Annotated in this window: 13 protein-coding genes and 1 other RNA gene; 8 read left to right on the top strand and 6 right to left on the bottom strand. The window is 43.2% G+C overall.

Going from position 1 to position 13,556, the window contains the following annotated elements; translation table 11 throughout:
- Positions 1 to 90: 90 nt before the first annotated feature.
- Together KQH97_RS08185 and KQH97_RS08180 are read left to right on the top strand one after the other, a co-directional pair.
- Entirely contained in the window at positions 91 to 771 is a 681-nt protein-coding gene (locus KQH97_RS08185; RefSeq protein WP_216553749.1) for a hypothetical protein, read from the top strand.
- Between the two features lie 179 nt (positions 772 to 950).
- A complete protein-coding gene (locus KQH97_RS08180; RefSeq protein WP_367614665.1) occupies positions 951 to 1,742 on the top strand; it encodes a class I SAM-dependent methyltransferase in 792 nt (263 codons plus the stop codon).
- A 260-nt stretch (positions 1,743 to 2,002) separates the two neighbouring features.
- Here the strand turns inward: KQH97_RS08180 and KQH97_RS08175 are convergent, their stop codons facing one another.
- Positions 2,003 to 2,200 carry a hypothetical protein gene (locus tag KQH97_RS08175; RefSeq protein ID WP_118059474.1) on the bottom strand — a complete coding sequence of 66 codons (198 nt, stop codon included), beginning with the start codon at positions 2,198 to 2,200 and terminating at the stop codon, positions 2,003 to 2,005.
- Positions 2,201 to 2,287: 87 nt separating this feature from the next.
- Positions 2,288 to 2,914: an esterase gene (locus KQH97_RS08170; protein WP_216553748.1), complete on the bottom strand. Its 627-nt coding sequence runs from the start codon at positions 2,912 to 2,914 to the stop codon at positions 2,288 to 2,290.
- A gap of 320 nt (positions 2,915 to 3,234) precedes the next feature.
- Here KQH97_RS08170 and KQH97_RS08165 point away from each other — a divergent pair, with 320 nt between their 5' ends.
- The 4 genes from KQH97_RS08165 to KQH97_RS08150 all read left to right on the top strand — a co-directional run bounded on the left by KQH97_RS08165 (position 3,235) and on the right by KQH97_RS08150 (position 6,298).
- Positions 3,235 to 3,777 carry a metallophosphoesterase gene (locus KQH97_RS08165; RefSeq protein WP_216553747.1) on the top strand — a complete coding sequence of 181 codons (543 nt, stop codon included), beginning with the start codon at positions 3,235 to 3,237 and terminating at the stop codon, positions 3,775 to 3,777.
- Positions 3,774 to 4,496 carry a metallophosphoesterase gene (locus KQH97_RS08160; RefSeq protein WP_216553746.1) on the top strand — a complete coding sequence of 241 codons (723 nt, stop codon included), beginning with the start codon at positions 3,774 to 3,776 and terminating at the stop codon, positions 4,494 to 4,496. The genes KQH97_RS08165 and KQH97_RS08160 overlap by 4 nt, the downstream gene beginning before the upstream one ends.
- 89 nt (positions 4,497 to 4,585) lie before the next feature.
- Positions 4,586 to 5,485: a hypothetical protein gene (locus tag KQH97_RS08155; RefSeq protein WP_216553745.1), complete on the top strand. Its 900-nt coding sequence runs from the start codon at positions 4,586 to 4,588 to the stop codon at positions 5,483 to 5,485.
- Positions 5,486 to 5,671: 186 nt separating this feature from the next.
- On the top strand, positions 5,672 to 6,298 hold the full coding sequence (locus KQH97_RS08150) for a formate/nitrite transporter family protein (protein ID WP_216553744.1): 627 nt from the start codon (positions 5,672 to 5,674) through the stop codon (positions 6,296 to 6,298).
- Between the two features lie 446 nt (positions 6,299 to 6,744).
- Here KQH97_RS08150 and KQH97_RS08145 read toward each other — a convergent pair whose 3' ends face one another.
- Positions 6,745 to 8,112 carry an MATE family efflux transporter gene (locus KQH97_RS08145; protein WP_253286401.1) on the bottom strand — a complete coding sequence of 456 codons (1,368 nt, stop codon included), beginning with the start codon at positions 8,110 to 8,112 and terminating at the stop codon, positions 6,745 to 6,747.
- Between the two features lie 216 nt (positions 8,113 to 8,328).
- Here KQH97_RS08145 and smpB point away from each other — a divergent pair, with 216 nt between their 5' ends.
- Positions 8,329 to 8,796 carry an SsrA-binding protein SmpB gene (gene smpB, locus KQH97_RS08140; RefSeq protein ID WP_022286588.1) on the top strand — a complete coding sequence of 156 codons (468 nt, stop codon included), beginning with the start codon at positions 8,329 to 8,331 and terminating at the stop codon, positions 8,794 to 8,796.
- A 3-nt stretch (positions 8,797 to 8,799) separates the two neighbouring features.
- Positions 8,800 to 9,159, top strand: a transfer-messenger RNA (tmRNA) gene (gene ssrA, locus KQH97_RS08135).
- Positions 9,160 to 9,536: 377 nt separating this feature from the next.
- Here ssrA and KQH97_RS08130 read toward each other — a convergent pair.
- From KQH97_RS08130 to KQH97_RS08120, 3 genes are all read right to left on the bottom strand, one after another.
- Entirely contained in the window at positions 9,537 to 10,874 is a 1,338-nt protein-coding gene (locus KQH97_RS08130; protein WP_216553743.1) for an MATE family efflux transporter, read from the bottom strand.
- A gap of 214 nt (positions 10,875 to 11,088) precedes the next feature.
- Positions 11,089 to 12,633 (bottom strand): cell wall metabolism sensor histidine kinase WalK, encoded by a 1,545-nt coding sequence (locus KQH97_RS08125; RefSeq protein ID WP_253286400.1) that lies wholly within the window; start codon positions 12,631 to 12,633, stop codon positions 11,089 to 11,091.
- Positions 12,617 to 13,291 carry a response regulator transcription factor gene (locus tag KQH97_RS08120; RefSeq protein ID WP_117896993.1) on the bottom strand — a complete coding sequence of 225 codons (675 nt, stop codon included), beginning with the start codon at positions 13,289 to 13,291 and terminating at the stop codon, positions 12,617 to 12,619. Before KQH97_RS08120 ends, KQH97_RS08125 begins: the two co-directional genes overlap by 17 nt.
- Between the last annotated feature and the right edge of the window lie 265 nt (positions 13,292 to 13,556).

Here is a 13,556-nt window from a genome sequence, read left to right as displayed (position 1 = left end):
ATTCTGATAAATATCATAACCCACGAGGATAAAACATGGTATGTGCCATATTAAAGAGTGTTTATAAATAAGGATTTAGAGGAGCGAGATATGAATACAATCAAAGATATTCGTATATACAGAAGTCAAGCAGAAAACATTGCAGGAAATTCACTGCCTCATGAATTTGCGAACAAGGAACTAAGTATTATGCTCCACAGAATTGCAATGAAACTAAGGGAACATGATTTTACATTGGGTGATTTCAACCACTTATATGTCAATCTAACAACCTGTATGGTAGATGATAAAATTGCCCCCTCCAAACGAGGCAAAGACAGATATTTCCCTAGGTTTCGTTATTACGATGTTGAGATAAGTCAACCTTTTTTTGATACTTTGGAAACCTCAGACTGCATACAATCGGTTATTGAGATTGTCGAGCAGGTTTTGATAAAGTATTTCTGCACAGCAAAGCATGATTCAGAGTTTATCCGCTCCTGCGTATCAGAAGCTGTAGAACAAGGAGAAAATATGCTTGTAAAGTTTAAAGAGAAAAGAGCTTCAAAAAAACAAGCAATCATTTACTTACGATATTTAGATAACTGTCGATATTTCCCGCTTTTAAGAATATTTGATTTGGATGATACAATGATTTTAGAAAAAGATTTTCCCGAAACGAACAGCCTTGATGCTTATGGTGAAATTCAATTAAGCTCAAAAAAAATAACTATTAAGCCGAGAAAAAATCAATATGCAAGGAACTCTGAGCCTATCACGTTCATACTGTAATTTCTATTTAGTCATTCTTTTCTTAAATAATTATCCACCGATACAGCTCCTCTGTATCGGTATTTTTCTGCCCCAACGCCCATATCACCACCCTCTATTGACATTTCCCCCTCAATGTGCTATCATAAAAAAGGCAAGTTAGTCACAACTATCTTAATAACACCACAGGAGGAAGAAAAATGGATATGAATGAAAAACCAAAGCTTTCAGGCGTGCCTGAAACTATGCTTCAAACTGTTTATGCCCGTGCAAAGGAAACCAAAACAAGGGGTGCGATAAAAGATACAAAAGCCGTGGAGATAATAGATAAGATAAACTATGATTTTTCACTTGCCGATAAAGACTCAGCAATGCACAGTGGCGTTGTTGCAAGGACAATAGTCCTCGATAAGCTTGCGAACAAGTATCTTGCAAAAAGCAAAGGCGCAGTGGTGGTGAATATCGCCTGCGGACTTGATACACGCTGTTACAGAATGAACGGCTACACCCATTGGTATAACCTCGACCTGCCCGAAACTATCGCCGTGAGAGAAAAGCTTCTCCCTGAATCAGGCGAGATATCCCAGATAGCAATGTCCGCAATGGACGATTGGAGCGGAGAAATAACCGAGCACGATGCCTCTGCTATCGTCATTATCGAGGGTCTGACTATGTACCTCTCAGGAAAGGACGTAAAGGAGATTTTTGACGTCATAAGCAAATGCTTTGACCACGTCACAGTATTGGTCGAGACGATGAGCCCCACTATGGTAAAGCGTATGAAAGAAAAGTCGATCGAGGGCAGCAAAGCCAAATTCACATGGGGCGTCAAGGACGGCAAAGAGCTTGCAAAGCTTCTCCCGAACTTCCGCCACATTGAAGACCACAGCCTTGCCGAGGGAATGGCGGAGTTTATCCCAATATTCAAGCTTCTTAAAAAGATAAAGCCTGTGAGCAATATCTCAAACAAGATAGTAGTAATGGAAAAATAACTTTGACTTCCCACCCACGCCATGCTATAATCCCAAATTTAGAAGTTCCGCCACGCAAAAAGCCCATCAAACAGCGTATCACCGCCGCAATTCAGATATAATTTTTTATCTCCAACAATATAAAATTCTTTTTTTGCACGGGTAGCAGCAACATTCAGTCAATGTCTGTGTTGATGCGGAATTTGATAAATATTTTTCAGTCACTCCAAAATGTTCTATAAGCATATTCAGAATGTTTGAATCCATTGTGAGTACAGGCTTTATTTGAGAGCGATACTGCAAAAATAGTCAGCACCTTTAAGCTCCTCAACAAACTTTTGGTCGATTTGTTCCTTGGTAAGTGGAAGCTCATTTACGATATTCTGCACTGCACCATTATTGGAGCTTGCAACAACAATATTATTTTCCGTAATGATCTCTGGAAGAACTCCAATAGATATGTTGTCAGAATCCGCCATTTCTTTTGATGCCTTAATTGACTTGTCCCTTAGTTTGGCAATATCATAAGCCTGTTTTACAATTTTTTCTTATCCATTGCCATTCCCCTATCTTCCGTTCATCACCCAAGCAAACCCTTTAGCTGTCCGCAAAGCAGGCTCTTTAAAATGCCCGCCCTTGTTCCATTCAAGGGCACATTCGATACCCTGCCCCGTCAGCAAATCATAACTCTCACGGATACAGTCGCCCACCTTTGACATGACCGCATTTTTCGTCCTTTCTTCCTTGTCACCAAGGCTGAGATAAACAGCATCGCATTTTATCTTATTCTCTTTCATATACCCCACAAAATCAGGAAACCACACCGACGGAGAAGCCGCCGCAACGCCTGAAAATTTCTCCGTTTGAAACGCCGCCCACAAGGCAAAAAGCCCTGCCAGAGAATATCCGCCAATGTAATAATTCTTGCTCTTGTCCGAGCAAAGCGTTAATATCTCCGTCAGAGTGTCTTCCGCTCCATTGCCGAAGCCCTCATTGCCAAATACCGCAGGAGCGTTCCAAGGCGATAACTCATCGTTCCAATCATCGACCTTCACCGCAATAAGCTGAAAATCCACACTTGTGAGCTTTTTTATCTCTGCCACCTCGTTTTCTATCTCAGGCAGATCATGGTCGCCCACAGGCTGGATAAGAACAATATCAGCATTTTTGTCGCCATAATAATGGTATGTCATTTTGCCGTCACCTCTGTAATATATCTCACTTCAAGTACCCCTCTACAACGCCAACAAATTCCCCTATATCCGCAAAATAATTAGGATAAGCCTCACTTAGCCTTGCGAAAGAAGAAAACCTGACAAGCACATTGTCCGTCCTATCATTACTGCGGTATTTCGTTTATTGACAGTATATCACATTATCCGCAATATTTCAACAGTCCTCAAAGTCAAGCCCTTTTAATCTGTAGATGAGCCAAAATGAAAATGAGATACTATTGATTTTAGTTAAGATAAGTGCTATAATATTTCATAAATCTAACAGAGGAGAGGATAAAATGCCAATATTTTATATATCGGATATGCACATTGGACACCAAAACGTCCTGCGCCATGACAATAGACCTTTTACTGACATCAACCATATGCAGGCTGTCATGACGGCAAATTGGAACAGCACCGTTTCCGATAGCGACGAAGTTTATATCCTCGGTGACTTTGCATGGAAAAACGCTCAGGGGCTTGAAATGCTCTCTCAGCTTAATGGCAAAAAGTATCTTATCCTCGGCAACCACGATAAGCCCACAGAAGAAATGAAAGCCTGCTTTCAGTGGGTAAAAGACTATGCAGTGATACAAGACGACGAAACGCAGGTGGTGCTTTCTCATTATCCTATCGCCCATTGGTATAATCAATATCGTGGTGCTGTTCACCTCTATGGTCATGTCCATAACACCAAGGACTATCAGGCGTTTTTGCAGTATGCACAAATATGCAAAAACCTTGCCATACCATTTGAAAGCTATAACGTGGGCTGTATGCTCTATTATATGGACTACACCCCCAGAACACTTGATGAAATAAGGAGGAGCGCAAAATGATACTTATAACAGGCGATATCCACGGAAGTCACGATATCCATAAGCTCAGCAACAAAGGCAACCCCGACTTCAAGGATATTTTCAACAGCATGACAAAAGATGATTACGTTATAATTTGCGGAGATTTCGGACTTGTATGGAACAATGATAAGGAAGATATGTGGTGGAGAAGCTGGCTTAATGACAGACCTTTCACCACCCTCTTTGTTGACGGCAATCACGAGAATTTCGACCTTCTGAACGCTTACCCCGTAGAAAACTGGCATGGCGGAAAGATACACCGAATAGCCCCAAGCATTATCCACCTTATGCGAGGACAGCTTTTCGATATCGAGGGCAAAAGCTTTTTCACCATGGGCGGTGCAGAAAGCCATGACAGAGAGTTTCGCACCATAGGCATAAGCATATGGGAGCAGGAGCTTCCTAATAACAAAGAATACGCTGGGGCGCTTTCCACCCTTGAAAAGTGCGGATACAAAGCCGACTATGTTATAACTCACTGCGCCCCTACAGATATCGAATATGAGGTGGAGCATGGAAAATGCACGTCCGCTTATAATTTCTACTATTCAGAAAACAGGCTCACAGAATTTTTTCGTGACCTTGCAGAGAAAATGCAATATGAACGCTGGTTTTGCGGGCATTATCACTGCGACTATGTGAGCAAACTAAACCCGAAGTTTGAGATACTTTATGATAAAATAGTCACACTGCCTTAATAGTCTGACCTATGAGCTTATTGACCACGCACCCCTTTGACTTCCCACCCCCGCCATGCTATAATGATAAAAAAAAGAGGTGACCCCACATGACCAATAAAGCATACTACCACCTGCCGGGGCTTTTCGAGTTTTATGACCTTTACTCCGCTTTCCTGCCCATATTCCGTGACCATAGAGATTATTTCTATGACTGGTGTGAAATAGGCTCTGTCTATGGCGCACCTGCCGACTGTATATGGGGCGGCGGACGAGCAGGCTTCGGCGAACATTCTCCACGAGAAGTCCTCGACCTTATGAAAGAATATAACATCTCCTCACGGCTGACCTTCAGCAATTCCCTGCTAAGAGAAGAACACCTTTCAGACAAAAAATGCAATGACCTCTGCAAGCTTTTCTCCCAAGATGCAGACCCAAAAAACGGCGTGATAATATATTCCGACCTGCTGCTCTCGTATATCAAAAAGAATTATCCCCACCTCTATTTTGTGTCCTCTACCACAAAAGTCCTTACCGAGTTTTCTCAGCTTGTAAACGAGCTTGACCGTGACGATTTTTCCTATGTAGTCCCCGACTTTCGCCTGAACAAAGCCTTTGATAAGCTCTCTACACTCTCCTCTCAGCAGAAAAACAAAGTGGAATTTCTTTGCAACGAGTGCTGTTATATAGGCTGTGCAGACCGAAAAAACTGCTATGAAAACGTCAGCCGCAAGAATCTCGGTGAAAACTGTCCCGACCATGTTTGCAAAGCACCAAATGCCTCAGAGGGCTACCGCTTTTCAAAAGCCATGGAAAGCCCTGCCTTTATCGGCATAGAGGATATCCAAAACACCTATCTCCCCATGGGCTTTTCAAACTTCAAAATAGAGGGCAGAAGCCTTGGAAGTGCCTTGATACTTGAATTTCTGCTCTACTATATGACAAAACCCGAACATCAGCTAAAGGTCAGAGAGCAAATTTATCTTGACAGTATGCTGGATCTGTTCTGACTATTCTTTACATCGCATATCTCCTATATCCAAAGAAATATGTCGCAAAACTCATGTTACCCATGGCTTACTTGGAAACAAAAATCAAAATAAGTGTAAACAATGCCACTTTTTTGTTGAAACAGCCATTATAATATAGTATAATAACACAGTGCTTTGTCACAAAAAAGTTATAGGAGAATTTACATGAAAAAAATTATCGACACATTTCTGCGTTCTTTGCTCACAGGCGTGGCGATAGCCATAGGCGGAACAGTCTATCTTTCCTGCCCTAACAAATATCTGGGAGCGTTTCTTTTCGGCATTGGACTGTTTGTGATACTGTCTTTCGGCTTTGATCTCTTCACAGGAAAAGTCGGCTATGCAGTTGAAAACAAGCCCTCTTATCTCGGTGAGCTTGGCATAATATGGCTCGGCAATTTTGCAGGAGCCGTCCTCTCCGCCCTGCTTATTACCCAAACACGCATATCCACCATAAGCGACAAAGCCACAGAGCTTTGCAATATAAAGCTTGGGGATAATATCACAAGCGTTTTTATCCTATCATTTTTCTGCGGAATTCTTATGTTTGTTGCCGCAGACGGCTATAAAACTATCCAAAACCCTGTGGGACAGATACTTGCAATATTTCTCCCCGTTGTGGTCTTTATCCTCAGCGGCTTTGAACACTGCGTCGCTAATATGTATTTCTTTACCATAGCAGACCTGTGGAGCGTTAAAGCCTTTGGCTACCTTATTATAATGTCCCTCGGCAACTCCATTGGCGGAATACTTATCCCCCTTCTGCGAAAAGGCTTTGTATCAAGAGCATGACGCCTGTTTTTATAGGCTTATATAACATATAAAAAAAGATACCGCAGTTCAAAAAGAACTGCGGTAAAAAAATGACTTCTGCTCTCAGGAACACAGTAAAGGGGTATTATGAAAACATCGCAAAGTTTCAAAAACCAAAACAAAATCAAACAAAAGAGTAGTAAACACCATAAGATAACAAATAAAACACAATTTAAACAATTTAAAAGGAGTGTGCAGAAGTTATAAGGCGTGCCTTGTGCGGTATTGCCTTGATTTGTTCCTGATGTATGTATTATATCACACTAAAAACCATTTGTGGTAACTTTTTTTGGACAGTTGCGACTTTTTTCAAAAAAATCCGCACTCCGAAAATCCTAAAGCTTTCAGAGTGCAGATTTATCTTTTTCTGTAGAGGCGAACAGCGTTTGCCCCTTCCCACGTCTATCTGAATTGTCGCCTGTCTATCAAATAATATCCGCCCTGCGTTTACCTATCTGTGCAAACTCTTTGCGCCGTATGATAAAGTAAGCCACTGTTACCGCAGTGCCTGTTATCACCCAGGAAACAGGGTAAACTATCATGAGCATAAGATAGCTTCTGTGAGCCGCATAGATCGTGTTCACCCACACAAGCCTGAACACGCAGGTGCCAAGCACAGTTATGACCGCAGGCGTCATAGAGTGGCCCATTCCCCTAAGACAGCCGCCCGATATTTCGTAAACACCCGTAAGAAGCTCCAGCAGGCAAACTGACCACATTCTTATCATTGCGTAGTGTATAACGTTCTCGTCCGTTGAGAAGATCTGTATAAAAAGGTGTCTGCCAATAATGAATATCAGACTCAGCCCAAGACAGCTTGCAAGCCCAATAAAGGTGCAAAGCCTGTATATCTTTTTACAGCGTTCCTTATCCTGAGCCGCAAAATTCTGACTTGTAAATGTGGTCGCAGTCTGAGCGAAAGCGTTTATCACAAAATATGCCATGAACTCAAAATTTTGTTCCGCTGTGCTTCCAGCGATACCGTCTGAACCGAAGCTGTTTATCGCCGCCTGTATCACAACGTTTGACAGTGAGAAAACCATGCTCTGCAAACCAGCCGGCAAGCCTATCTTTATGATACCGAGGAGATATTTCCAGCGTATCCTGAGCTTTCTGAAATCAAGTCTTAGCATCTCCTCCTCGTGGGTAAGAAAGTAAAGTATCATACAGGCACTGAAAAAGTTTGATATAACAGTTGCCGTTGCAACGCCTGCCACGCCCATTTTGAACACGATCACGAATACAAGGTTCAGAATAACATTTATAACGCCTGCGGTGATAAGAGCGTAAAGAGGTCTGGTGCTGTCGCCCTTGCTCCTAAGCACTGCCGAACCGAAATCGTATATCTCGATAAAAGGCATTGCAAAGAAGAATATCCTGAGATACAGCGTTGCAAGCTTTAAAACATCATCAGGCACATTCATCATGCCAAGGAGTATCGGCGCAAGTATCTCGCCTACACCCAGTATGATAAATCCGCTTATGACCGCCAAAAGCACCACCGTATGTACAGCCTCGTTTGCCTTATCTTTTCTTCCCTGACCTATAAGCCTGGCCACCACAACGTTTGCACCGACAGAAAGCCCCAGAAAAAGGCTTACAATAAGGTTCACCAATGAAGAATTGCTTCCAACCGCCGCCATGGCTTTGTCGCTGTCAAATCTGCCCACCACCGCAAGGTCAGCGGAGTTAAAAAGCTGCTGCAAAATACTTGACAATGCAAGGGGCAGTGCAAAAATAACGATCTTGCCCACAAGCGGACCGTTTAACATATCTATTTTCTTATTTTTCATACCGGATCTTCTCTCGTCTTTCAACTAACTATTTCTCACACCTAATATTATATCACACCATAAAAGCTATTTCAATACTCGAATTTGCACATAAGCACACACAGCGATGTGTAAAAATCTAAACATTACGACCATTTGTACAATTTTTTGAACTCTTTACCTGTTGACAAAGGCATGAAATGGTGTTATAATAATAATCCACGGGAGGTGAGCAGTATGGCGATAGACAAAAAAGGCACAAAGCAGATTGCCGACAATCGAAAGGCACGTCACGATTATTTCGTGCTTGAGCAGATAGAGTGCGGTATCGAGCTTGTGGGAACAGAGGTCAAGTCTATAAGGAATGGCGGCGTCAATCTGAAAGACAGTTGGTGTTCTATCGAGGACGGAGAGATGTGGGTCAAGGGTATGCACATATCCCCTTATGAACACGGCAATATTTTCAACCGTGATCCACGCCGTGAGAGAAAGCTGCTGCTCCACAAACGTGAGATACTGCGGCTGTTCGGAAAGGTACAGCAGGAGGGTCTTACGCTTATCCCGATGTCGCTATATTTCAAAGGCAGCAGAGTCAAGCTTGCACTTGGGCTTTGCAAAGGTAAAAAGCTTTATGACAAGCGTGACGACATGGCAAAGAAAGCCGCACAGCGTGACATAGAGCGTGCCATGAAAGAGCGAAACTAACCTGGGGGTGTAAAGGTTTCGACGGGGGTTTTGAAGCACGATAAGCGAGTAGAGGAGCGCACACTCTTTAAACGGCGTACGTTTTAAAATTAGACGACAACGATAATTTTGAATTAGCTGCTGCTTAAGTCAGCGCTCGTCTTGCCTTAGAGTACCACGGCTTTGGTAAAGGCGTCGATCAGTGGTGAACGTTACAAAGCGACGGCTGTAGCCTTGTGATGTATCACAGCCTACCAAACACACAGGCGTGTCTGTTTGCCTTTGTGCAAGGGAACGGGAGTTTTCCGCAATAACAGAATACACTCGTAGAAGTTCGTGGGGATAGGCTTTCGGACAGGAGTTCGATTCTCCTCACCTCCACCAGCAGGGGCGTGCCCCTGCACCCAAATCCGCTATCATTTACGGTAGCGGATTTTTTTGTCGCCGCCAATGGGTACGATACGCTGGGAAAGATACGATATTCGCCGTGGCGGGCATTTCCCATCAAGGCTTTTTGTAAACACACAAAGTCACCACTGTGATAATTTGTGTGTCACTTTTACAAATTCAGGGGCGTGCCCCTGCACCCAATTCCGCTTTACTTTATGTAAGGCGGATTTTTTGTTGCCGCTCATCAATTTTATCTAAAACCCAACCATTGTTTCTCCGTGGCGGGCATTTCAAGCCACGGCATTTTATTGCCTTACAACTATACAGAAAAAAAACGTGTAATGCCAATATCGGCAATACACGTTTTCATATCAATGCCCACGTTTAGCATAAGTCTTTTTGAATGAGCGGTAGAAAATAATGCCCACAAGGGTAGTGATGACTTCGGTGGTGGGGAAAGTCGCCCAGAAATAGTCAAGCCCTATGCGCGAATACAGCCAGCCCAGCGGCACAAAAAGCACCAAGGTCCGCAGTATGGTGAGTGCTGAGCTTCTCAGTGAATAGCCTATCGCCTGAAAGAAAACCGGAAAGATAAGCGAGGTAGTCATAGGCAGAAAGCTCAGACCGATAAAGCGGAATCCCACTGTTCCGATAGCGATGACCTTAGGGTCGTGTGAGAACACACTGAGCATTTGCGAAGGGATAAGCTCAAAACAAAGCGTTCCGAACGCCATAAGCGCCATGCCCATAAATACGGAGTTTTTCAAGGCCTTACTGCAACGCTCTGAGTTCCCTGCGGCGTAATTGTAGCTTACGATAGGAACGATGCAAGTCTGCATTGCGCCCAGTGGGATAAAGAAAAACGCCTGCCATTTGTAATAAAGCCCCAAAGCGGTAACGGCTTGATCGGAGAAAGTTTTCAATATCATGTTTAGTCCGAAAATATAGAACGTATAGGCGGACTGCATAAGGATATTTGGAAAACCTAGATGATATATCTTTTTCAAATAAGAAGGGTATTTCCAAAGCTTCGGGGTGTGGCGGAAGCCCTTTGGCATTACAATAGCCGCTGCGGCGGTCTGTCCGATAACAGTGGCGATAGCCGCACCTGAAATGCCAAGCTTTGGAACAAAGCCCACGCCCCATATGAGAATAGGGTCAAGGATTATGTTCACTATTGCACCCACTATCTGCGCTATCATAGGCGTGCGCATATTACCCTCGGCTTGGAGAACTTTTGTCCATACGCTTTCGCAGAAAAGACCGATACTGAAAGTGCAGACTATCCTGCCATAAGAGGTGACGAGCTTTATGACCTCGGGTGAGGTGGTGGACATTCGGGCGTAGGCTGGCATGATGAAAAAGCAGACAGCGGCAAAAATTATCCACATTGAAATGCCCAGAGCGGTGGCTGTGCCTGCACATTCATCTGACTTGTGTTTTCTGCCAATGCCCATGTAGTGAGCCATGAGTGTGTTGATGCCAACGCCTGTTCCCACGCCGAAAGCTATCATAAGAAGCTGGATAGGGTAGATAATAGAAAGGGCTGTCAGACCTGCTTCCGAGTATCTGCCGATAAAAAAGCTGTCAACGATATTGTAAAGGGCTTGGATAAGCTGTGCGAGCATTACGGGGGGAGCGAGTTTGAGCAGTATTTTGAAAGTGCTGCCTTTGCCGTAATCTAAGGTCTGCGTTTGGGTTTTACTCATTTAATTACTTCCTGTCTTTGATGTCAGAGACTATTATACTACTTTTTGTGTGGGATTGCAAGGGGAAGTTTAAGTGAGGAGTTAGGAGTTAGGAGTGAGGAATGATACAGCCGTACAAAGTAGAGTTGCCAACACCGAGCGAAGCGATTTTGCGACAGCACAAACAAAAAAAGAATGCATTACCATTCCCGATAATGCACTCTTATATTTTACCCTATTTTTCCTCCAGCCCGCTGAGCGAAAGCCTGCTCTCCATTTTCTGAACAGTCTTGCTCTCCTGCTTTGCGATCTTTGCTTCAAACCAGAAGGTCGAGCCTTTGCCCTCCTCCGATTGAACACCGTATGCAAAGCCGTGGGCTTTGAGTATCTCCTGACAAATGGAAAGTCCAAGTCCTGTGCCTACCACGTCACGCTTTACCTTTGCGTCACGGTAGTATCTGTCAAATATCTTCGGCAGAAGCTCCTTAGAAATACCCTTTCCATTGTCTGTTACTTCAATACGAACCACATCAGCCTTGTTTATCTGCTTGATACGAATGACCTTGTTGTCACCCGTGTAGTTTATAGCATTGTTTATAAAGTTATAAATTACCTGATCCAGCTTTGCAATATCCGCTGTTATCACTCTGTCCTCGTCTGGGATATACTTGATATCATAACCGTTTTGCTCTATGAGTATCTGATATCGAGTCATGCAGTCATTGAGCTTGTCAACTATAGAGAAGTCCGTGAGTTTAAGCTCCGCATTGCCCGACTCCAGCTTTGAAAGCTCCAGCAGATTATTTACCAGACTTGAAAGCCTGTCAGCCTCGTCGATAATGACTTGGATATGCTCCTGCCTCTTCACAGGATTATCCCCCGACAAGTCCCTTATCATTTCCGCATAAGCCTTTACCATAGTGAGCGGTGTTCTCAGGTCGTGAGATATGTTCGCAATAAGGTCTTTCCTAAGCTCCGATACCTTTTGTATCTCGTCCTTGGCATTGTTAAGCACCGTGGAAAGCTCCTCTATCTCACAATAGCCATGACCATTGAACTCCACCGTATAATCCCCTTCACCGAATTTCTTCGCCGTGTTCGTAATGTCAACGATAGGCTTTGAAAGTCGCTTTGAGATATACATAGTTACAATAAAAGCAAGCTCAAAAAGTATGATAGTGATATAAATGAGCTGTTCTCTTATAATGCTTACAGTGGAATCTATCGGCTCTATTGAGCTTTCAATAAAAAGATACGCCTGCTTATCCGAATCATCAGTGTAGATAGACGTGCAGTAAAAAATCTCCTTGCTCTTGAAATTCTCATTCTGAGCAATTTTTGTGATGTAGTTATCGTCCGACTGCTTTAACTGAGATATCATCTTGAAAAGTCCGATGCCATAGCCCTTATTTATGATCTTGTTAAGATGCGAATATGCTCCCATGTTGTTTTCCATCACAAGAGGATTGCCCATTTCGTCCGTTATAACAATGCAAAGGCTGTTGTCAAAAGCCAGCGAGCGGTTCGTTACCTCCTGCTGGTCAGTGCCATATGCTTGGATTATCTGATTTGCAGCGTCTGTAATATCTCTTATCTTCGCCGACTGATAATATCTTTCCAAGAAAAAATACTGAAAAAGCCAGATAAGAATAAGAATAAAAGCCGTGAAGAAGATAAAATACATCCACACATATGACCGCAGACTTCTTTTAGCCTTTATCTCCGCTGTCTTATTGCTGACTTTTTCCTTGACTTCTGCAAGCTTACTGGATCTTTTCAAACTTATATCCCATTCCTCTCAGAGTAACAATAAGATTGCGGTATTTTCCAAGGCTGTTTCTCAGCATTTTTATGTGAGTGTCCACAGTTCTGTCGTCACCGTAAAAATCAAAGCCCCATACCTCTTCAAGAAGCTTCTCTCTTGAAAGCGCAATGTTCATGTTCTTCACCAGATAGAAAAGCAGGTCATACTCTTTCGGAGTCATGGAAACCTTCTTCCCGTCTATCTTCACCTCACGGGCTGTAAAGTTTATCTCTAATCCCTCGTATCTTATAACGTCCTCAGTGCGCTGAGAAGCTGACGCACGGTTAAGCACCGCCCTTATCCTTGCCATAAGCTCCTTTGGCGAGAACGGTTTTACAACATAATCGTCAACGCCTATCTCAAAGCCGAAAAGCTTGTCATACTCCTCGCCCCTTGCGGAAAGCATTATAACAGGTATCTGCTTTATTTTTCTTATCTCCTTGCAAGCTGAATAGCCGTCAAGCTTCGGCATCATAACGTCCATTATGATGATATCGAAATCCTGATTTTTCACCATTTCCACAGCCTGCATACCATCCTCCGCCTGAGCCACTTCATATCCCTCAAACTCGGCATACTCTTTGATTATCTCTCTTATTTTAATTTCGTCATCGACTACAAGAATTTTTGCCATAAGTATTCCTCCCTATTCAGACAGCACCGCACAAGAACCGCCTATTGGCTTTGCATACAATGCTTGTGTGTTGCTACCTTAATTCATATTCTTTGCTTATATAATAACCTATTATTGTGTAAAATTTGTGACGGTTTATAGAATATTCTAAGCCATACCACACCAATTCACAAGAAAACTACTGCCCGCCAACCAAAATGGTATGACGGGCAGAGCTTATATAGGAATTTGTTATGGAAATGTCAGAAAATCAGCAATGTCCCAT

It is taken from the genome of Ruminococcus sp. MSJ-25, assembly GCF_018917825.1.
Lineage (GTDB): Bacteria > Bacillota > Clostridia > Oscillospirales > Ruminococcaceae > Hominimerdicola > Hominimerdicola aceti.
The sequence above is the reverse complement of the archived record's forward strand: the minus strand, read 5'-3'. Positions and strand labels throughout refer to the sequence as shown.